The following is a 19,917-nucleotide window of genomic DNA, read 5'->3' as shown; positions in this document are numbered from 1 at the left end:
TTAATCGGGTTCAGCAGCCGCGATAACACATGGTTGGCTTATTTTATGAGTAATGATTCATTCAGACAAGTTGCATGGATGTGCTCATCAGCAATTTGAACAGACTTAAATGAATGGTAACGTTATAATTGTCATTAAATTGAAGTAACGAGAACACCATGTTTATTAAAGCGATTAAGCGGAATTATGACAAAATTAGTCAGGACGAAAGTATTGCTGAAGAAGACAAGATTGATGCTTTGCTAATAAAGTTGGGCGGTGAGTTTTTAGTGAGCAAAGATGATCGTGTTTATCTATTTGAAAAAGATGGGTTAACTGCAAAGTTTGATGCAAAACATGCGCGTGCTTTTCACTTTAAAGAATATGTATGTAAAGACATGAATAAGTTATTTCATGGCTTTTAGGTAAAACAGGCTCTCAGGCTCAATATGGATTACCATGAGCCTGATGCGCCACCACCACCTGAGCTACCGCCTGAACTTCTCCCGCTACTCGATGATGAGCCTGAGCCAGAAGAAGATGAGCGACTGCTCGATGAACTTGACGAAGAGCTTGAATAGGATGATGAACGTGCAAAGGTTGAAGGTGTTTCTTTAAACCATTCTTGATATTCAGCTGGATAATAGCGTTGATAAGGTTTGGCTATCGAATAAATCAGTGCCCAGATCAAAAGCAGGATAAATGGGCAGAAAATAAAAAACATCAATACGGGAATCCAAATGTTTGGCAAAATAAATGCCAATATGATTGGAATGCCAATGAATAAAATAGCGAATTTTTTAGGAATCTTTTTAGGTAAAGCCGATAATTTCAGCCATTTATAAATATTTTGATAATGATTAAATTTGACCACCATCCAAAGGACTAAGGCATATAAGCCAAAAAGCAAAAAGAAATTTAATCCTGTAACAATCCAACAGAATAGATGGTGAATAGGTAAAAACACGATCATAAATAAAGGAATTCCTTTGATTCTGATTTGCTGTTTTTTAAGCGTTTGATAAATTGGCGCAAAATAGATGACTAAAATACAACTCACCATAATATTCCAAATAAAAACAATGAAATAATTGATGAAATTCTTTGAAGGCTGGTCTAGATGTATGACATGTGGATTTTCTGGTTGTGTTGGATATTGATAAGTGTTTTGAGTTGAAGTAATGGCTGGCGGCTGCTCTTCAGCTTTTTGTTGATGATTGGCAACCTCGATTGCTAAGTTGGGCGATTGACCAATTTCATTCTGTGCGAGTGCAATGCCTGTATAGTATTCATCATTTTTAAAATGCGGTGCGAGAATATTTCGAATAATGCGACCAGATTTTATATCTGTTAGATCGCCCTCTAAACCATAACCCACTTCAATTCGCATTTTTCGATCATTTTTGGCAATCAATAACAACACACCATTATCTTGTTGAGCATTCCCAATTTTGATGGTGTTGAAAACATCACGTGCCGCGTTTTCGATTGGCTCGCCACTTAAAGAGGAAATCATTAAAATTTTAAGGTCGATTTTTTTTTGTTTAAAAATAACTTCATTGTTCTGCTTGAGCTTTTCAATCTCAGCGGTAGTCAATGTCTGCGTGGTATCTAAAATATGGTCTTTCTTTAATTCTTCTAGAATTTGTGGTGATAGGGCATGACTGCTAATACTTAACAATAAACTCAATGCTAAAAGAATGAACTGTTGATAAATGGCTTTATTGGATAGATGCATATTTTATGTTTTTTAAGTTATTGAGTGAATTCTAAATGGAGAGAGGTATGGGTAAAAGAGTTTTTACAAATGAAAGAATTGTCCATGTCGATTTTCTCAGAAGCCTTTGACTATGTATTCATCATTTAAGTTGTATAATATCAAAAAAGAAGCTGTTTCTTCATAAGATGAACTGAGAAGTATCAAAAATGAACAAAATACTGTCAATCTTATTATTATGTTTAATTTGTCCAATGACAGTTTTAGCTCAACAGCCAAAGCTAGTATCACATCAAATCAACTTGAAAAATGGAAAGCGCTTTTCTTTAAATTTACCGGCAAATTTTGAAATTATTCCTGCTGCTGAAGGCTTAAAACGAGTCCGTTTTTTTACAAAAGCACCTGACGGCAGAATGTTTGTCACCGATATGCATGATTTGTCTGATAATAAAAAAGGCATCATCTATATTTTGGATCAATGGAATGCTGAAACAGGTCGATTTGGCAAAATAATTCCTTATATGACTGGTTTGAAAAATCCAAATTCGATTCAGTTTTATACAGATGATACAGGGCAAGATTGGTTATATTTAGCTGAAACTGACCAACTCACTCGACGTAAGTTTACCCAAGGTGAAACCAAACCCACGGCTAAAGCTGAAGTTTTAGCTACTTTTCCAGACTATGGCTTAAGCTACAAATATGGTGGTTGGCATCTAACACGGACAATTGCTGTAGGGGGCAATGGAAAAATTTATGTTTCAGTTGGCTCTAGTTGCAATGCATGTGTTGAAAAAGAGCAAGTTCGAGCAACAGTGATAGAAATGAACCCTGACGGCTCAGAACAAAAGATTTTCGCCCAAGGCTTACGTAATGCCGTGGGTTTGAAATGGATAGGTAAAGTGCTATTTGCCACCAATCAGGGGGCAGACCATTTAGGTAAAAATAAGCCTGATGAAACTTTTTATGCCCTCAAACGTGATGCTGATTATGGTTGGCCGTCCTGCTATTCGTCGAATGGTAAAATTTTTGCAGATCCAAAATTCAAACGTTCATCTGGCTGTAAAAATGTATTAACACCTTACGCCTATTTCCCTGCGCATTCATCTGCACTTGGCTTTGATTATTTTGATCATCCAGATACGGATGACAGTATTAAAAATTCTTTTTTGGTCGCTTTACATGGTGCTACAGATGCATCAATTGGTCATGGCTACAAAATTGCAATTATGCGTAAAGGACAAAAATTGGAGACCTTTATGGATGGTTTTTTAGTGGGAAAAAATGTCTATGCTCGACCTGCTGATATCTATCGAATTGATGAAAATTCATTTTATTTCTCCGATGATAAAGGCGGTGTAATTTATTATGTGAGGAGGAAATAATCTTCCTCCATCACATTTTAAGCACATTAATACTTACCATGAACCTGATGCACCACCACCACCTGAACTGCCGCCTGAATCTCGTTCATCATTGGTGGATGAACTGCTACTAGAAGATGAATCTAGATTACCATCAAAGGATGAATGATGATTTGATGAGTAATTATTGTCTGAATTGGAGTTTTTCCGTAACGCCTGAACTCTTTCAAAAGCCTCCTCACGTGCCTTTTGTCGCTCTTTTTCTCTGAGATATTGATTGTAGTAAGTTGTTAAATATTGATTTTCAGTACGATGTTTAAAGCGATACAAAAATTGGAGATAACGTAAAAAGATTAAAATTAAGCAGATAGCTAAACATTTCAATAGAAAAAATGCAGTTGCAGGGATGAAATCGACCAGATAGAAACTACCTAATCCAAAGATTGAAAAAATTTGAAGCGGAAGGCTATACAAAATGCATTTCAACACTTTATGGTTTTGATCTTTAGGTATGCAGACGGCAATTAAAAATGGTGCATATACTGGAATAAGCGCACTCAAAAAGAAGCCTAGATTAGCAAGATTTAAATAAGAAAAAATCAATAGATGAATAAATATCTCTAACATAAAAAAGGCGACAAAGGCTGCTAATCCGCCTCCAGTACCGAGTTTGACAACCAGTTTGGTATAGACCCAATACATTGGAATACAAAGCAAAATGGAAAGAAACAGGTAACCATAAAAGGTGAGATTGAAAACAATTTCTGGATTTTCTGCGTCTACATTTTTCAGTGAGATATTTTGGTTGAAAAGCATTTTCTGGGTTTGAGAAAAACCCTGATAATAATCATTGTTTTTAAAATTTGGTGCGAGAGTATTGCGAATCATTCGCCCCATTTGCACATCTGTCAAATCACTTTCCAGGCCATAGCCAACCTCAAAGCGCATTTTTCGGTCATCTTTAGACACGACGAGCAATAAACCATTATCAAGTTTAGCATTGCCTATTTTAATTTCATTAAAGACTTGTTCAGCATATTGTTCTATCGATGTGTCTCCAATCGTAGGGATCATTAATATTTTGAAATCAATATTTTTCTGCTGATAAAGCTGTCTATTTTGATTTTTTAATGCTTCGATTTGATTGTGGTCTAGGGTATGAGTCGTATCAACGATATGCTCTTGTTTGAGTTGCTGTAATAGTTCAGGCGACAGTGCATGACTACAGATACTCAAGATACTGACTAGAAGTAATATGATGATTCTTTGGGGTGTCATGGTTTGAAGGTATCTATTCATTTTGTTGTATTAAAATTGAGATTAATCTCGTTCAGTTTATTCAATAACCAATGTATTGTGATGATTGAAGTAGGGAAAATTGTTTAAGCTAAAATTTTCCTATGAATGCATATCTAATGTCTAAAAGGCGATAATGAAATATTTTGTGCCTTGGCTAAATTTAAAAAATGTAAGAATATAAAAAATTCAATTAAATTAATACCAATACGCCAAAATTGTTCGTTAAAAATTCTTAGAGTTGTATTGTAGAAGACGAATACATCAAATCCAGCTCCACTTGCACCGAAGCCAGTTTCGAAATAAATAAACAAACCTGAGGTAATTTTGGGAATATAGGCAATCAAAGGTGTATAAAATGCTGGAATTAAACTTAAAGAAATCCAAAACAAGATTTTTAAACCTGTCTGTCTTTTGTCCCAATATTGAAGTGCACCAAACAACATAAAAACCAGTTGAATGTAAATTAAGACATATAAGACGAAGACTAGAATATGAAAGGGATTGGTAAAGAGTTGATAGGTAATCAAGACCAATCCAACGATGGCAGAAATACCATAATATAAGGCGATAAATTTATGTTTGGAGTCTTGAAAACTCTGATTCATGGTTATAAAAAGTTAAATTAATATAATGATTTTGATCATTTTATAATAAATCAAAAGATTTTTTAAGTAGAGATATAATGAAAAAGCATAAAGATAACGTGATTAACGTCATCTTTATCTAAAAATTAAATGATTACTGTGGTCTAGCAACATCACCACTCAAATGCTCAGGTAAATCTAAAACAGTCACGTCCAACTCTGCTAAAGCATCAGGGCGGGCAACCACAAGTGCGATATAGCCATTTTCAAAGGCTGCACTGTTTACGACTTGAACACCTTTGTTCAATTGTTCAGCAGCAGCAGGGACATCACCAGTACCTTGAATGACATGTAGCCAAGCTTTCGGTTTTGCTTTAAACCATAGACGTGCAATCACTTCCTGACCCAGGTAACAACCTTTGTCATAATTGATCCCTTGTCGTTGGTGCAGACGTAATTCCTGAGGTTGAAATAAGCCTTGAATGTCTTTATTGATATAGGCTTGACCATTTTGAATTGCTGAGATTTCCCAAGCGTTAATATCTGTTTCTGTGGCAGAAAAGTCTGTCGTTGAACCGTTAAGTGTGGGAAAAACCTGCCCAACTAATTCCAGTTTCATTTTCGAAAAAGCGCCATATTTTTTAATATGCTGAGCAAACTCTTCGGCTTGATCTTGTGTGGTTACAATTTCTAGATGTTCAGGATTAATCTTTTTTAACCACAAGCCAAAATGAATTCGACCTTTCAAATCACAGATTGCCGTATATTGGCTCACGTTTTCAGCTAAATTTTCTACATTTACAGTCACTTGACCTTGTAAAAACTTGACTGCATCAACACCGGTCAAGGTAAAAGAGGAGAAAGCTAGATCGCTCATGAATTGCTCGCTTGTCTTAAATCTAATACTAAAGAATTAAGCTTATTTTCCGCTATTTTTCAAAAAAAAGCAGTTTTAGTGCAAATATTTTAATGAAGTTGTTACTAAATATTTCTAAAACCCCTGTTTTTATATCTAAGCTTATGAAATATAAACGATTTGGGAAATGGGTTTTCGACAGTGTACTATGCCAAGCATTAGACACGCAGTACAAAACGATGCAAGAGGCACAAACGCAATGAATAAAAATTATCGTAAACCCCTGCAAGGTACCCAGCTCGAATACTTCGATGTGCGTCAAGCCGTAGAAGACATCCAGCAAGGCGCATATGCAAAACTTCCATACACGTCAAAAGTATTGGCTGAACAATTGGTACGCCGTTGTGATCCAGCCATTCTTGAACAGTCACTCAAAGAATTAATCCATCGCAAGCAAGATCACGATTTTCCATGGTATCCAGCTCGTGTCGTGTGCCATGACATTCTTGGACAAACCGCTTTGGTTGACCTTGCGGGTTTACGTGATGCAATTGCAGACCAAGGAGGGGATCCATCAAAGGTGAATCCTGTTGTTCCCACACAGTTGATTGTTGACCACTCATTGGCCGTGGAATACGGTGGTTTTGATCCCGATGCTTTTGAGAAAAACCGTGCTGTGGAAGACCGCCGCAACGAAGACCGTTTTCACTTTATTGAGTGGACTAAAACTGCGTTTGAAAATGTCGATGTTATCCCCGCAGGGAACGGCATCATGCATCAAATCAACTTGGAGAAAATGTCTCCAGTGATCCAAAATCGTGACGGTGTTGCTTTCCCTGATACCTGTGTTGGTACAGACTCACATACACCACATACCGATGCCCTGGGGGTAATTTCTGTCGGTGTCGGTGGTTTGGAAGCTGAAAATGTCATGCTTGGCCGTGCATCATGGATGCGTCTGCCTGACATTATTGGTGTAGAGTTGGTTGGGCAACGTAAAGCCGGTATCACTGCAACAGATATCGTTTTAGCATTGACAGAATTTTTACGTAAAGAACGTGTGGTCGGGGCATATTTAGAATTCTTTGGTGAGGGGGCAGACAGTATGTCTGTTGGAGATCGTGCAACGATTTCGAACATGACACCTGAATATGGCGCAACAGCGGCAATGTTCTACATCGACCAAAATACCATTGATTATTTAACCTTGACAGGTCGTGAAGCGGATCAAATCAAATTGGTTGAAACCTATGCCAAAGAAATCGGTCTTTGGGCATCGGGTATGAAACAAGCGGATTATCCTCGTGTACTGCGTTTTGATCTTTCTACTGTGACACGCAACATTGCAGGTCCATCAAATCCACATGCACGTGTATCTACAGCAGAGCTTAAAGAAAAAGGGATTGCTGGTAATCTGGAGGCTGCACGAGCTCAGGAAGCCCAAGGTTTAATGCCGGATGGTGCTGTGATTATTGCGGCGATTACCTCTTGTACCAATACCTCTAATCCACGTAACACGGTTGCCGCAGGTTTACTGGCACGTAAAGCAAATGAATTGGGTTTAACACGTAAACCCTGGGTGAAATCATCATTTGCTCCAGGTTCTAAAGCTGCAGCTTTATACCTTGAAGAAGCGGGTGTATTAAATGATTTAGAAAAGCTGGGCTTTGGGATTGTGGCGTATGCATGTACGACCTGTAATGGCATGTCAGGTGCTTTAGATCCAAAGATTCAACAAGAAATTATTGACCGCGATTTGTATGCAACGGCGGTACTTTCGGGGAACCGTAACTTTGACGGTCGTATTCACCCATATGCTAAACAGGCATTCTTGGCTTCACCACCACTGGTTGTGGCTTATGCAATTGCAGGGACAATTCGTTTTGATATCGAAACGGATGCATTGGGGAATGATAAAGACGGTAATCCGGTTTATTTAAAAGACATTTGGCCATCGGATGCTGAAATTGATGCTTTAGTGAAAGAATCAGTTAAACCAGAACAGTTCCGCAAAGTCTATATTCCAATGTTTGATTTAGGCGTGGCTGAAAAGTCTGAAAGCCCGTTATATGATTGGCGTCCGCAAAGTACTTATATTCGTCGCCCGCCGTATTGGGAAGGTGCGCTCGCTGCGCCAAGAACACTATCGAATATGCGTCCACTGGCAATTTTACCTGACAACATTACCACGGATCATTTGTCGCCATCGAATGCCATCATGATGGATTCTGCAGCAGGCGAGTATCTTCATAAAATGGGTGTACCTGAAGAAGACTTTAACTCTTATGCAACGCATCGTGGTGATCATTTGACTGCGCAACGTGCAACATTTGCCAATCCAAAATTGTTTAATGAAATGGTGGTTCGTTCTGACGGTACGATTAAACAGGGTTCTAAAGCACGTGTTGAGCCTGAAGGCGAAGTGATGCGTATGTGGGAAGCGATTGAGACTTATATGAATCGTAAGCAGCCATTGATCATCATTGCAGGTAAAGATTATGGTCAAGGCTCAAGCCGTGACTGGGCTGCCAAAGGTGTTCGTCTTGCAGGGGTTGAAGCGATTGTTGCTGAAGGTTTTGAGCGTATTCACCGTACCAATCTTGTCGGTATGGGCGTTTTACCGCTTGAATTTAAAACGGGTACAGATCGTAAAACTCTAAAACTTGATGGTACTGAACTTTATAGTGTGATCGGAAATATTGCGCCACGCACAGATTTAACTTTGGTGATTGAGCGTGCAACGGCTGACGGTAAGAGTGAAGTCATTGAAGTTCCTGTGACTTGTCGTCTGGATACTGAAGAAGAAGTGCATGTCTATGAAGCGGGTGGTGTTTTACAACGCTTTGCACAGGATTTCTTGGAAGGCAGCGTGGCTTGATTGAGTTGCATTTTTTAATCCTCTTTTGAAGAAGGAAGACATTCTTTTCTTTTAAAGATGAGAAGTATGACTTCGCAAAAGTGAGCGATTAAAGAAAAAAGTAATTGATAGTGTTTTAAAAAGACCCTGCTGTTAAGCGGGGTTTTTATTTGAAGAGTGATATGATTATAAATTTTGTGGATGAATATAAAGTTGACATTTCAAAGTTCGGAATGTCTGGTACGTTCGATCCTATTCTTGGAATTGACACAAGACTCTTTATCAATTCGCGTTGAATAAAAGATACTGAAATACCAGAGTTTTAATATGTGTATCCTAAGATACAGACTTTTTTGAGAAGATTATTAGATTGTTGAAGCAAGTTAAGACGCCATCAAAATCGGATGTAGTTTGGAAAAAGCACTAAATTGATAAAATCATCATTTAGGTAAAATTATATAAGCAAGAATTTAAATTTCGATTGAATCACACTCAATAAATACCTATCCTAGGGTATATATCAAAAAACTATGGAGTAGAACTATGTCTACAGCAAAAGTTTTTATGACAGGGCGTAGTCAAGCGATTCGGTTACCTAAAGAATTTCGTTTTGAAGGTAAAGAAGTTGAAATTTTTCGTCGTGGCGATGAAGTGATACTGCGTGAAAAACCAATCACAGCGGATCGATTATTTAAGGTATTGGCACAAATGCCTGATGACTTTTATGCAGAAGAAAGAGTCGATGAACCACCTCAAGAACGAGAAGAGTTTTAATGCAGACACAATATCTACTGGATACAAATATTTGTATTTATATCACAAAACATCAACCTGCAATTGTTCGTCAGCATTTTGAAAAGCATTTACCCAACCGTAATATCTTAATTTCCGTGGTTACTTTAGGCGAATTACGTTTTGGGGCTGAAAAAAGTCAAAATAAAGAAAAAGCATTACAAGTGATTGATGAGCTTACATCAATGATTCAAGTTATTGAGCTAGATGAAAAAGTAGCTGATCATTACGCACATATTCGTCAAGATCTATCTGCTAAAGGTCAAATCATTGGTAATAATGATTTGTGGCTTGCAGCACATGCTAGAGCAAATAATTGGGTGATGGTTACCAATAACGAAAAAGAATTTTTACGAGTTGCTGAACTTAAAATTGAAAATTGGGTCACAAAAAACCTATAAAACTTATAAAGCCTTTCTTGAAATCATTTCTTGCAAAAATGACACCATCATTTTTTAAAATAGACAGTAGACATACAGCAAAATTTGGCTATACTTTATTCACCATTTCTAAAACCTATGGAGAACAAAAATGGTTACTGCTGGTCAAAAACCTGGAACAGGCTTCTATTTTTGTGTCCAATGTGGACATCGTGTTTACTTAGAAATTGGTACAGATCGTTTACCTCCGTGTACCAAATGCCTTGGCAATCAATTCAACAACAAGAATGCCTAAGCAGCATCAACAAAACAGCTACTCGCAGTTTTAAGAAAAAGCCCTATCATCCAATAGGGCTTTTTTGTTAATTTAAGAATAAGTTGAAAAATATAATGAAAATACAGGTAGAGACATCATGGTGGAAACACTTCTGAGCTTATGTATCGGGATTGGTTTAAGTGCAGCCTGCGGTTTTCGTGTGTTTGTTCCACTCTTGGTGATGAGTATTGCATCATTGATGGGATGGTTTGAACCAATGAAAGGTTTTGAGTGGTTGGCAATTCCATCTGTATGTATGGGTTTGGCTGTTGCAACTGTCTGTGAGATTGGTGCGTATTATATTCCTTGGGTGGACAATGCCTTGGATACCATTGCAACACCTGCTGCGATGGTTGCAGGAACGCTGACTACTATGGCGGTGAGTAGTAGTGAAATGTCACAGTTTGCCAGTTGGGCAGCTGCAATTATTGTAGGGGGTGGAACGGCAACAGCGGTACAAATGGGGACAGTTGCGGTTCGGGGATTATCCACCGCAACTACAGGCGGTATTGCGAATCCTGTCGTATCGACAGGCGAATGGATCGGAGCAATTGTGGTTTCAGTATTATCGCTCATTGTTCCTGTTTTGGTGGTGATTGCTGGAATCATTGCGGTGATTTTTGTATTCCGTTGGATGAAGAGAACGAGACAAGAAAATAAATTTAATTCAATGGTTTAAATATGAACATGATAATTAAAAAAACTATAAATAATTTTTAAAACCAATTATTTAAATGTGTTGAAGACATCCAAAAACAAAAAAAATAAAAAGATTGATTTCTATACAATAAAGGCATATTTTTATTATGGGATTAATAAGGCATAACTTAATTATGGATTTATTCGTTTATTTGACGAATAGATAGGGGGAAACTGTATGATGGACAAATTTATTATCAATCAAAATGCACAAGCCAATGGGGTATATGAAGTACATAATGCTACCCAAGGCTGTAACTATTTACCCCATATCACTCAGCAAAATCTCTTGGGATTTTTTGCGACCAGTGATTTGGCGTTAAAGCGGGCTAAAATGAATTGGCCAAGAGAAAAAATAAAAGCGTGTATACACTGCTGTCCAGAAGCTTAGAATTTGAAATCCATTCTGCATCCATGTTGCAGCATTACACCCATGCAGCATGGGTGATTTTATCTTATTCTAAAAATATGACGTAGATTTATCATTTCAGTAGAGATGCAAGAAAAAGAAAACCTCAAAAAACGCATTTGCTTGAGATTTATTATCATAAAAGTCAGTGGGACATCTAAATGTTAGATCTATAATTTTTAGATCAAGCAGCATTTTATGGACTACTTCAGATTTTAGATGGATTGTTGTGATCCATGTTGTATTGAAAATGATCAGTTTAAAAAATAATGATAATAGTTGTTTTAAAACAATGATATAAATGCTATTAATTAATCATAATATCAACATCACATGGATAGGTGAGAACAATGAGAAAGTTCGATGTCGAAATCAGTTTGCCGGCACAAGCAGTCGATTCATTTGAAGCTGAAGATATAGAGCAGATTCGGGCAAAATTTTATGCGATTAACTGGCGTCGTTTATTTCTGACTCAACTTCAAGCTGCTGATTCAGAAATCTTTTTCGCAGTACAAGATACGGAAACAGAATTATATTTACATATCCAACTCAATACGCAATCCAGTAAAGCTGAACCCGTCTTTCAAATTGATAGTAATATTCAATTGACTGTAGAAAGTAAAGAGTTTTTAGGATTTTTAACACGTAAAAAGAAATATGATGTGTTCTATAAGAATTTGAATCAAACACAGGTTTCAGAACAACTCAGTCTTTTTTTAAATGGGCAAATTGATGCAATGACAGAACAGTACAGACAATTGATGCACAAAAAAATGTTGCAAGAACATCGTTTAGCCTGATTTCAGATCGAAAAAATTGACAAAAATCAGGAAGTCGAAGCTTCCTGATTTTTTTGCAATCAATATGAATGCAAACACTAAAATTAATTGACCGATGAGTAAAATATACCTGATACATATAAAGAATAAAAAAAGTGAGGTTTTTCACAATTTACATTTAAAAATAAATAACTTAGTTTTAAAAATATGATCTGGTTCTCTATGTTTTTTGATGAGTATTGTTACACTACAAGAAGATTTTAAGTGTATGCGTTATAGAGTAATGAGCAATTTTGAAATTCACATTCAGTATCCAAATCATACCAGTGAGCATGACATGGAACGTATCAGTAATCTTGAGATAGCAGAAGTACTGACGAAATTTGAAAGCATCAGTTGGCGACGCCAACGTGTTGTACAATTGCAACTGGATGGTCTTAGTACGATGTTTAAGGTGATTCATCCTACATCAAATGAATATTTGACCATAACACTGAATGCTTATGCTAAAACTGAAGATTTTGAGTTTAAGTTAGAAAGCAATATTACCTTGGTTATTCCACAGCGTGAATTATTTGGATTAATGATACGAAAGAATAAAGCGCTATTTGCCATCAAGCACAGTACACTTGAGCAGATTAAGACGAGTTTAACAGCGTTCTTAAATCAAGATAGAGCAGCTTTAGAAGACATTTTCAATCAAGTAAAACAAACCCATTAAAAATTCTAATCAGCTGAAAGGCAGACTTACACGTCACTATAAAATAATGATGACCTGCTGGATTAAAAATGCAAATTCAGAAATTAAATTTGCATTTTTGCTCTGATTTCTGCAATAAAAATTCATTTAATTAACAGATTTGGGAAATTTTTTTTAAATAGATTGTTTTAAAGAAAAAAATTTCTGAAAAATGCAAAAATCAATCTATCTTAGGAAAATAATCCCGGACTGATTTGATTAATATTGTTTTCAAGGATGTAAGGGATCGAAAAGAGCAGATTGCTACCAGTTGCGTACAACGTGCGTGTAGTACTTACCCACAAGGTCTCGATTCGGCTTAGGACGCTATAGACCAAAAGTTTATAGGCAATAGGGTTAAAACTTACAAAGTTTTAATAGTTGAAGTAAACCACAGTTGTTTTCCCGCTCATCCAAAAAATTCAATAAAAATATATTTACCTAACAAGTATATAATCAGATAAATCTATTCAATTTTGTTTCTTATATCAGAAAAAACAACTAATTCTGGTACGCTCTGCACCCAAAGACATTTAAATATATTCTATGCTTGGTCTTAATCATCAAAGGTTTTAAAAGAACAAGATAAGAGTAATGTTATGAAAGAAAAGCCTGAGAATCATATTTGCTTTGTCTGTAAAAAAAGTTTTTCTGATCATGATGTGGTACCCATGGGTACCATTCGCAAAGTGATTACTGAAGAAATTGCGCAAGATTTTCCAGAATGGTCTACACAGGATTATATTTGTAGAGCAGATCTAACCAAATACCGGATGCAATATGTACAATCTTTATTGCAATCGGAACAAGGTGAAGTATCAAGTTTAGCCTATGAAGTGCTGAACAGCATGCAACAGCACGAACTCATCACAAAAAATACTGAAAGCCAACTCCACGAAAACTGGACTTTGGGAGAGCGTTTAGCAGATAAGATAGCCACTTTTGGAGGAAGTTGGGCTTTTTTAATTTGTTTTAGTCTGTTCTTGGCGATCTGGATTATTGTGAATACAGTGGTAATGGTGAAACAGCCTGCCGACCCTTATCCTTTTATTTTACTGAATCTCATTTTATCTTGTCTGGCGGCTGTACAAGCTCCCATTATTATGATGAGTCAAAATCGTCAAGAAGCCAAAGATCGTCTGCGTTCGCAAAATGATTATCAGGTCAATTTAAAAGCTGAACTCGAAATTCGACACTTACATGAAAAAATAGACCATTTGTTGATGCACCAATGGGATAAATTGGCAAAAATTCAGGAAATCCAATTGGATTTATTATCGGAGATGAATAAGAAAAAATAGTTTTGAGTCATTGACCTCTACTAAAACTGAAAAAGAAAGGATTTCTATTTTTGAGCGCTTATACTTGGAAAAAACAGGAATTAGATATAGCCGGATATAAAAATTCTTCAATTGGCTACTTTGTCGGGAAATTTTTTTAAATTCAGCTCAAAAGACATCATCTTAGGAAAATAATCCTGAACAGCTTTGGTTAATATGGTTTGCAAGGGTGAACAGGGATCGAAAAGAGTAGATTGCTACCAGTAACGTACAACGTGCGTGTAGTACTTACCCACAAGGTCTCGATTCGGCTTAGGACGCTATAGACCAAAAGTTTATAGGCAATAGGGTTAAAACTTACAAAGTTTTAATCGTTGAAGTAAACCACAGTTGTTTTCCCTAACACCCAAAGAATTCTATTTTATAACAGTATTTATCCCTTTATATTACTTTACTTTCATGGTTATTTTAATTATAACTCAGTAAATACTATCCAGTTTTAATTCAAAAACACGACTAAATTTATTTAAAACATGGAATTATTGATATGCAGTTGAATTTTTAATTATTGGTTTTTTTAAATTAATCTATACGATATTGTAATGATAACACAAAGGATTGTGATCCTATGATTAAACAGTTGGAAACGTATTTATTTATGAGTTCGATTGTTCGGCGTGCTACTTTACTTTTGATGATTATTGTTTTGGGAATCATTGATCTCTCTACAGGCTATGAATATTCTTTTGCAGTTTTTTATTTAATTCCAGTTTCGGTTGCAGCATGGTATGACCATAAGTATGTTGTCATCATTACTGTAATTTTATCTGGTCTTACATGGTTATATGCGGATTATAGTGCAGGACATGAGTACACCAATTCGATTATTCCCTTTTGGAATGCATGCGTACGACTGGGCTTTTTTAGTATTGTGGCGATTTTACTGCGTAGAATAAAAATAAACTTAAATGAAATGACGCTTATGGCGATGAAAGATCCTTTAACCTCATTGAATAATACGCGGGCATTTAATTTAGCCTATCAGGCATTAAAAAAGAGATACGGTAAAACAGAACAAACCTTTGCTGTTGGTCTTATTGATTTGGATGGTTTCAAAGCCGTCAATGATACCTATGGACACAGCAAAGGGGATGATGTATTGGTTGAGTTTGCACAGGTGTTAAAATCGACCACTCGGCATTCAGATGTCATTGCACGTATGGGCGGGGATGAGTTTATTGTGATCTTACAAGACATTGATCTACAGGCGATTGAAGATTATGAAAGACGTCTAAGAAAAAGCTTTTTGCTAAGTGGATTGAAACAGCAGTTCGGTATTGATTTTAGTATGGGAATTCGTACTTATGATGAATTACCTGAAAATATTGACGATGCTACTCATCAAGCAGATCTATTGATGTATCAATCCAAAGTACATGGCAAATCGCAAACCACAATTTATGCAACGCCTTAACAAGACTGTCGAACAGTTTAAGCAAGAGGGGACATTTTTCTAGGGTTGATCTTGTTGGATAATGGCTTGGCTGGCTTCTTTTAAGTGATAGAGCAATTGTCCCAATAAGACCTCTTTAGTGCTTAATGTGACGATGAGCATAGGATGTTTGGTACATGGTATAGCTGTTAATACGGCTTTACCATTTTCGGCATCTAAACTGATACTTTGACAGCCAGTCAAATTGATTTCTGATAAAAAAGCGCTGACCATCGCTAAAATTGAACTGCTCACCGCTGCCAGTTTACTGGATTGAAATTGATAGCGTTTACTTACTGAAGCTAACTCAAAACCATCACTTGAACAAATCATAATGAACTCAATATGATTGACATGGTTGATCACTTCTTGTATCTGCTGTTTGGCAAATGCAACCAATGCTTCTGGTGCTGCCCGTTGCTCAGCTAAATTCATAGGCACCTCATGATGGGTTATAAATATTTAATTTCTAATGCGGTAATCAATGTCTCCAAGAGTAAGAGTACGTCTGCTTTCTTTCGTGCATCGATGAAGAAAACAGGGAAGTTGAGTTGCCGTTCTAATAGCCATTGTCGATATTGGTGAGTCGGTTTAGCCAAATCATCATCAATATGGGTAATACCAATCACAATGTTGTCGCCGTATTGTTTAAAGGTGTTGATGTAATAGTCCAACTCTTCCAAAGGTGTTTGTAAACTATGGTCAATCAAGAGGATTGTGCCAATAGCCCCTTTACAGATCACACCCCACATAAAGTCGAAACGTCCTTGCCCTGGTGTTCCATAAAGACCGACTTTATTGCCATCATCAAGCGTGACTTCTCCATAGTCGATCCCAACTGTAGTGTTGAGCTTTTTATGACTATGTTCATCCGTATTAAAGGCTTCTGTCGCCAGTACAGGAATCTCAGAGAGCGATTTAATCGCTTCGGTTTTTCCTGCCCCCATTGAACCTGCAAAAACAATTTTGTATTGTTGAATAATCATTATGTACCTATCCCTTAAAACTTAAACTTACTTTTTAACTTGTTAAAAAAGCTTTTTAAGATTCCTTTATTTTCAGTGTGTTGTTCGTCGCTCTGAGATTTATCGAACTGGCTGTCTTTTGCAGAAATGACTTCCGCATTATGAATGGCTAGATTGGCAGCTACAAAATGCTGAACAGTTGTAACAGGAATATTGAGCTTATCTGCAACATGTTGAATTTCAGCACCATAGATAAAGCAAGCCGAAAGTTGTAATAACAGTTTCTTGTCGAGTTGATTCGGTTGAACCCAAAACTTCAAGCGATAATATTTGTCGGTGGCAGGTACAGTGATGATTTGAGGATTTTTCCAGATTACATTAAATAACCAGTCTTCCAGGTTAAACTGACGTTTACGAGAAACCTTAATAAAATCGGAAGTGAGTGCTGCGGTATAATGTATTGAACGGTCAGTCTGATACTCATCACGCGTCGCTTCAAGCCAAGCCAAATGCGCATGGTGGTCTATAATGGCAATGGTTCCTAGATGATCACTGAGAAGGACTTTACGACTGTCTTGAGCATAGAGGTCAGCAAAGAAATCAATTTCTTTAATTTCAAATTGAGTTTCGGTTTCATCCAGAGATAAATCAAAACTGGCTACAGGTGAATCTGTTTGTCGAAGTAATTTGATATTGACCCAATCTTTCAGTGTGCATTCATCATAAATGGGGATGCAAAGTAAGTTATCTTGAGCACTTTCTGTGTGTTCACTGTGTTTTGATATTTTTAAGTAAGGAATATTTTTATTTTGAATAATGTTTTGAATATTATCATTTTCAAAAAACTGCTCATTGATCAGAATACAGTTGATATTTTGATCTGAGACACTTGTCCAATTTATACCAATATGTGTTGGTAAAATTTTCCGCAGCCTGATTTTAAGATCATCCGAGGTGGTTAAACCTAAGCCTGAAATTGCGATATTGATACATTGATTGTTCATAATATCACTTATCTGAGATTGAAAGATTAAAGTGTGTAGTACATTTTAACGGTCGTCATGTGTTTAAATTAATACTAGATTTATTGTTTTTCCAGTTAAAACATTTTTTTAATGTTCAAATGTATAGCATTTAGTCATTTTATTTATTGCTATTATATCCTCCTTTATAAATTGTTAATTTTATTTAAAGTTTAGAGAATTTCATTGCTTTAACTTAACACTAGTTATTATTGGAAATCTATCTTGAATATGAAAAAAAATCTCAATGAATTTTATAAAAAGAAGATTAACTTAAAAGTTTTTAGATATTTTTTTATTATTTTGCATATTTAATCATTTATAATTTTATTATTGTGATATTTATCACTTGTAATAATTAAATAAACTTAAGTATTTTTTACATGAAAAAAAGCGATCATATAGATCGCTTTTAATAAATTTTGATTATCAGTAAAATTTAAGCAAAAACTTTGCTGACAGCTTCAAAAAGAATATATAGCACTACAAGTGCGACTACAGGTTCAGCAACTTTTGCCCAAGTGGGTTGAGTTGTTTCAGAAACAGTGACTTCTGGGTGGTCTACATGTGTATCTGTATTTTGAACATTGACCATTTGATTAAACTCCTTCATCGTTTCATCTAATGATATCTCTTCTTGAACTGTAGGTTGAGAGCCAATCAGTTCAGTTAGCTCGTTTGTTGACCAAACCCAATCTTTCGCTTGACCGGATAAGTGTTCAATTTGCCCAATCACCAGTTCTCTTAAACCTCTTTTGCCTAAACTTCCAGCAGTATCTAACTGTTTTAATTCAGCAAATTGTAGTTCAAGGATTTCAGTTGTTGCAGATTCCAGCACAGCTCGTTCTAAATCAGATTTGTTCTGTGGCGATGTCGTGAGATGTCGTGCAATTTCTTGGCTATATAAATGATCCTGCGAAAGAATCTCCTGATAAAGTGCATCATCATCCTTACGCCACAGACTAATGATTTTGCCTAGAGTGAGGGCATTGATTTCTTCAATATGTGCAGTTCGTTCAACAGCTTCGAGTTGTGATAATAGCTGAGGCTTTTGAATCTTTATCTGCTCAGCAAAGTATTGTACGAGATCAAAAGCCATTCAGTTCTCCTTGTTCTATTCTAAAATGCGTAAGCTCGATTTTTTCTTTGGTGCATCAGAAGTGGTTTCTGGTTGTTCACTTTTATTTGATTTTAAAGCATCTTCTTCGATTTGCACATTGGCATATTCCTCAGGATCAAAGAATAAACCTTGTCCATTCTCACGTGCATACAGTCCTAGTACAGCATTCATGGGGATATAAAGATCTTTAGATGCGCCACTGAAACGTGCAGAGAAAGTAATTGCATCGTTACTCATATTTAACATATGAACTGAATGTGGTGCCAGATTAAGAACAATTTGCCCATCTTGTACAAACTGTTGTGGGACATCGGTATAAGGTTGCGTCGCATCAACAAGTAGATAAGGGGTTAAATTGTTATCGCAAATCCATTCATATATTGCACGTGCAAGGTATGGTCGAGTCGGGGTTAAGTTCAATTCTGGTTCAGACATTGGAAAATACTCTATTGTTCTGCGATCTAGGGTTTTGCCAAAAATTCACTATAACGGCTTTTTTCTTGAAAAGTCATTGACTTCAAAAAAGCCGGACGGCTAAAAATCCGTTGACAATATAGTAAAATTGGACGGCATTGCTGTTTAGGCAACTCAATTCCCATATGTTTTAACCGTACGAAAATTGGGGCTAACATACAATCTAAAATTGTAAAGTTATCAGACATAAAATACGGATAGTGCTGAAAAAGCGGCGTTAAAGATACCAAAGTATCTTTAAGCTGCTGCTGAGCCTTTTTCTTTTCCGTTGCGTTAAGCGTATCTGGATGACGTAGCATGATATCTGCAAGCTTAAACCAATCTTGCTCAAAGCGCCAAATATACTGTCTTTGTTCTGCACGGGGTGCGGGTGCATCGGCATACAGTTTATTTTGCCGATAACGGTCATCTAGGTATTCAGAAATGATCTGGGTTTTAAACAATTTTAAATCGTTTTCAATCAGCATCGGCAGTTGATTGTAGGGATTAAGGCTTGCCAAATCCTCGTCATCTTCTTCAACGATAATTAAAGTGTGTTTAATCTGCTTTTCTGCCAGCAGAAATCTGATCCAATGTGAACGAAAGTCATCCTCGTGGCTATACAACGTAATCCCTTGTTGAGGCGCATTTTCGACTGACATATTCCAAAAACTAGAAAAAATGAATAAACTAGGATACTAAAAATAGGCAATAAAATCACCTTAACTTTAATAAGCTTACGGTATGCGCCGAATTTAAATCAATATAAGGTATCCATAATTCATGAATTTAATCAATAACAGCCGTAAGTTGCT

The 19,917-nt window shown here is 36.4% G+C and carries 22 protein-coding genes; 12 read left to right on the top strand and 10 right to left on the bottom strand.

Annotated elements, in window-relative coordinates:
- Positions 1–158: 158 nt before the first annotated feature.
- Positions 159–404: a hypothetical protein gene (locus IMO47_RS00255; protein WP_196077292.1), complete on the top strand. Its 246-nt coding sequence runs from the start codon at positions 159–161 to the stop codon at positions 402–404.
- 29 nt (positions 405–433) lie between these two features.
- Here IMO47_RS00255 and IMO47_RS00250 read toward each other — a convergent pair whose 3' ends face one another.
- Positions 434–1,717, bottom strand: coding sequence for a TPM domain-containing protein (locus IMO47_RS00250; protein ID WP_196077291.1), 1,284 nt, complete (start codon positions 1,715–1,717; stop codon positions 434–436).
- 188 nt (positions 1,718–1,905) lie between these two features.
- On the opposite strand from IMO47_RS00250, the gene IMO47_RS00245 reads away from it, so the two are divergent.
- The gene (locus IMO47_RS00245) at positions 1,906–3,081 is read left to right on the top strand and encodes a PQQ-dependent sugar dehydrogenase (protein WP_196077290.1); all 1,176 of its coding nucleotides are present in this window, start codon (positions 1,906–1,908) and stop codon (positions 3,079–3,081) included.
- Positions 3,082–3,114: 33 nt separating this feature from the next.
- Here the strand turns inward: IMO47_RS00245 and IMO47_RS00240 are convergent, their stop codons facing one another.
- The 3 genes from IMO47_RS00240 to IMO47_RS00230 all read right to left on the bottom strand — a co-directional run bounded on the left by IMO47_RS00240 (position 3,115) and on the right by IMO47_RS00230 (position 5,820).
- Entirely contained in the window at positions 3,115–4,338 is a 1,224-nt protein-coding gene (locus tag IMO47_RS00240) for a TPM domain-containing protein (protein ID WP_196077289.1), read from the bottom strand.
- Between the two features lie 134 nt (positions 4,339–4,472).
- Entirely contained in the window at positions 4,473–4,964 is a 492-nt protein-coding gene (locus tag IMO47_RS00235; protein WP_196077288.1) for a hypothetical protein, read from the bottom strand.
- Positions 4,965–5,097: 133 nt separating this feature from the next.
- Positions 5,098–5,820: a folate-binding Fe/S cluster repair protein gene (locus IMO47_RS00230; protein WP_196075214.1), complete on the bottom strand. Its 723-nt coding sequence runs from the start codon at positions 5,818–5,820 to the stop codon at positions 5,098–5,100.
- A 238-nt stretch (positions 5,821–6,058) separates the two neighbouring features.
- Between IMO47_RS00230 and acnD the strand changes: the two genes are divergently transcribed.
- The 10 genes from acnD (at position 6,059) to IMO47_RS00180 (ending at position 15,524) form a co-directional block, all read left to right on the top strand.
- Entirely contained in the window at positions 6,059–8,677 is a 2,619-nt protein-coding gene (gene acnD, locus IMO47_RS00225) for a Fe/S-dependent 2-methylisocitrate dehydratase AcnD (RefSeq protein ID WP_196075215.1), read from the top strand.
- A gap of 522 nt (positions 8,678–9,199) precedes the next feature.
- Entirely contained in the window at positions 9,200–9,430 is a 231-nt protein-coding gene (vapB, locus tag IMO47_RS00220; protein ID WP_004829886.1) for a type II toxin-antitoxin system VapB family antitoxin, read from the top strand.
- A complete protein-coding gene (locus IMO47_RS00215; RefSeq protein ID WP_196075216.1) occupies positions 9,430–9,849 on the top strand; it encodes a type II toxin-antitoxin system VapC family toxin in 420 nt (139 codons plus the stop codon). The genes vapB and IMO47_RS00215 overlap by 1 nt, the downstream gene beginning before the upstream one ends.
- A 130-nt stretch (positions 9,850–9,979) precedes the next feature.
- Positions 9,980–10,123, top strand: a complete 144-nt coding sequence (locus IMO47_RS00210) for a zinc ribbon-containing protein (RefSeq protein WP_004829882.1) — start codon at positions 9,980–9,982, stop codon at positions 10,121–10,123.
- Between the two features lie 121 nt (positions 10,124–10,244).
- Entirely contained in the window at positions 10,245–10,823 is a 579-nt protein-coding gene (locus tag IMO47_RS00205; RefSeq protein ID WP_196075217.1) for a DUF4126 domain-containing protein, read from the top strand.
- A 198-nt stretch (positions 10,824–11,021) separates the two neighbouring features.
- Positions 11,022–11,234, top strand: coding sequence for a hypothetical protein (locus IMO47_RS00200; protein WP_196077048.1), 213 nt, complete (start codon positions 11,022–11,024; stop codon positions 11,232–11,234).
- Positions 11,235–11,602: 368 nt separating this feature from the next.
- Entirely contained in the window at positions 11,603–12,052 is a 450-nt protein-coding gene (locus IMO47_RS00195; protein ID WP_196077047.1) for a hypothetical protein, read from the top strand.
- Positions 12,053–12,263: 211 nt separating this feature from the next.
- Positions 12,264–12,752, top strand: coding sequence for a hypothetical protein (locus tag IMO47_RS00190; protein WP_227552307.1), 489 nt, complete (start codon positions 12,264–12,266; stop codon positions 12,750–12,752).
- A gap of 617 nt (positions 12,753–13,369) precedes the next feature.
- A complete protein-coding gene (locus IMO47_RS00185; RefSeq protein WP_196075959.1) occupies positions 13,370–14,071 on the top strand; it encodes a DUF1003 domain-containing protein in 702 nt (233 codons plus the stop codon).
- A gap of 607 nt (positions 14,072–14,678) precedes the next feature.
- Positions 14,679–15,524, top strand: a complete 846-nt coding sequence (locus IMO47_RS00180) for a GGDEF domain-containing protein (protein WP_196075958.1) — start codon at positions 14,679–14,681, stop codon at positions 15,522–15,524.
- Positions 15,525–15,563: 39 nt separating this feature from the next.
- Here the strand turns inward: IMO47_RS00180 and IMO47_RS00175 are convergent, their stop codons facing one another.
- The 6 genes from IMO47_RS00175 to IMO47_RS00150 form a co-directional block, all read right to left on the bottom strand.
- Positions 15,564–15,977: a roadblock/LC7 domain-containing protein gene (locus IMO47_RS00175; protein ID WP_196075957.1), complete on the bottom strand. Its 414-nt coding sequence runs from the start codon at positions 15,975–15,977 to the stop codon at positions 15,564–15,566.
- Between the two features lie 17 nt (positions 15,978–15,994).
- Positions 15,995–16,528, bottom strand: a complete 534-nt coding sequence (locus IMO47_RS00170) for a GTP-binding protein (protein ID WP_196075956.1) — start codon at positions 16,526–16,528, stop codon at positions 15,995–15,997.
- 14 nt (positions 16,529–16,542) lie between these two features.
- Complete coding sequence (locus IMO47_RS00165; RefSeq protein ID WP_196075955.1) at positions 16,543–17,511, bottom strand: hypothetical protein; 969 nt, start codon at positions 17,509–17,511, stop codon at positions 16,543–16,545.
- 457 nt (positions 17,512–17,968) lie between these two features.
- Positions 17,969–18,628, bottom strand: a complete 660-nt coding sequence (locus IMO47_RS00160) for a hypothetical protein (RefSeq protein ID WP_196075954.1) — start codon at positions 18,626–18,628, stop codon at positions 17,969–17,971.
- A 15-nt stretch (positions 18,629–18,643) separates the two neighbouring features.
- Positions 18,644–19,084 carry a ClpXP protease specificity-enhancing factor gene (locus tag IMO47_RS00155; protein WP_196075953.1) on the bottom strand — a complete coding sequence of 147 codons (441 nt, stop codon included), beginning with the start codon at positions 19,082–19,084 and terminating at the stop codon, positions 18,644–18,646.
- Positions 19,085–19,110: 26 nt separating this feature from the next.
- A complete protein-coding gene (locus IMO47_RS00150; RefSeq protein WP_196075952.1) occupies positions 19,111–19,764 on the bottom strand; it encodes a glutathione S-transferase N-terminal domain-containing protein in 654 nt (217 codons plus the stop codon).
- Between the last annotated feature and the right edge of the window lie 153 nt (positions 19,765–19,917).

Source organism: Acinetobacter sp. Res13-Abat-PEC15-P4-01 (genome assembly GCF_015676285.1).
GTDB lineage: Bacteria > Pseudomonadota > Gammaproteobacteria > Pseudomonadales > Moraxellaceae > Acinetobacter > Acinetobacter nematophilus.
The sequence above is the reverse complement of the archived record's forward strand: the minus strand, read 5'-3'. Positions and strand labels throughout refer to the sequence as shown.

What these genes read in the sequence shown, in the direction of transcription:
- IMO47_RS00170 (WP_196075956.1), bottom strand. Translation starts at nt 16,528, where the DNA reads ATGATTATTCAACAATACAAAATTGTTTTTGCAGGTTCAATGGGGGCA.
- vapB (WP_004829886.1), top strand. Translation starts at nt 9,200, where the DNA reads ATGTCTACAGCAAAAGTTTTTATGACAGGGCGTAGTCAAGCGATTCGG.
- IMO47_RS00235 (WP_196077288.1), bottom strand. Translation starts at nt 4,964, where the DNA reads ATGAATCAGAGTTTTCAAGACTCCAAACATAAATTTATCGCCTTATAT.
- IMO47_RS00160 (WP_196075954.1), bottom strand. Translation starts at nt 18,628, where the DNA reads ATGGCTTTTGATCTCGTACAATACTTTGCTGAGCAGATAAAGATTCAA.
- IMO47_RS00180 (WP_196075958.1), top strand. Translation starts at nt 14,679, where the DNA reads ATGATTAAACAGTTGGAAACGTATTTATTTATGAGTTCGATTGTTCGG.
- IMO47_RS00250 (WP_196077291.1), bottom strand. Translation starts at nt 1,717, where the DNA reads ATGCATCTATCCAATAAAGCCATTTATCAACAGTTCATTCTTTTAGCA.
- IMO47_RS00155 (WP_196075953.1), bottom strand. Translation starts at nt 19,084, where the DNA reads ATGTCTGAACCAGAATTGAACTTAACCCCGACTCGACCATACCTTGCA.
- IMO47_RS00210 (WP_004829882.1), top strand. Translation starts at nt 9,980, where the DNA reads ATGGTTACTGCTGGTCAAAAACCTGGAACAGGCTTCTATTTTTGTGTC.
- acnD (WP_196075215.1), top strand. Translation starts at nt 6,059, where the DNA reads ATGAATAAAAATTATCGTAAACCCCTGCAAGGTACCCAGCTCGAATAC.
- IMO47_RS00175 (WP_196075957.1), bottom strand. Translation starts at nt 15,977, where the DNA reads ATGAATTTAGCTGAGCAACGGGCAGCACCAGAAGCATTGGTTGCATTT.
- IMO47_RS00245 (WP_196077290.1), top strand. Translation starts at nt 1,906, where the DNA reads ATGAACAAAATACTGTCAATCTTATTATTATGTTTAATTTGTCCAATG.
- IMO47_RS00230 (WP_196075214.1), bottom strand. Translation starts at nt 5,820, where the DNA reads ATGAGCGATCTAGCTTTCTCCTCTTTTACCTTGACCGGTGTTGATGCA.
- IMO47_RS00200 (WP_196077048.1), top strand. Translation starts at nt 11,022, where the DNA reads ATGATGGACAAATTTATTATCAATCAAAATGCACAAGCCAATGGGGTA.
- IMO47_RS00195 (WP_196077047.1), top strand. Translation starts at nt 11,603, where the DNA reads ATGAGAAAGTTCGATGTCGAAATCAGTTTGCCGGCACAAGCAGTCGAT.
- IMO47_RS00240 (WP_196077289.1), bottom strand. Translation starts at nt 4,338, where the DNA reads ATGACACCCCAAAGAATCATCATATTACTTCTAGTCAGTATCTTGAGT.
- IMO47_RS00255 (WP_196077292.1), top strand. Translation starts at nt 159, where the DNA reads ATGTTTATTAAAGCGATTAAGCGGAATTATGACAAAATTAGTCAGGAC.
- IMO47_RS00190 (WP_227552307.1), top strand. Translation starts at nt 12,264, where the DNA reads ATGAGTATTGTTACACTACAAGAAGATTTTAAGTGTATGCGTTATAGA.
- IMO47_RS00165 (WP_196075955.1), bottom strand. Translation starts at nt 17,511, where the DNA reads ATGAACAATCAATGTATCAATATCGCAATTTCAGGCTTAGGTTTAACC.
- IMO47_RS00185 (WP_196075959.1), top strand. Translation starts at nt 13,370, where the DNA reads ATGAAAGAAAAGCCTGAGAATCATATTTGCTTTGTCTGTAAAAAAAGT.
- IMO47_RS00150 (WP_196075952.1), bottom strand. Translation starts at nt 19,764, where the DNA reads ATGTCAGTCGAAAATGCGCCTCAACAAGGGATTACGTTGTATAGCCAC.
- IMO47_RS00215 (WP_196075216.1), top strand. Translation starts at nt 9,430, where the DNA reads ATGCAGACACAATATCTACTGGATACAAATATTTGTATTTATATCACA.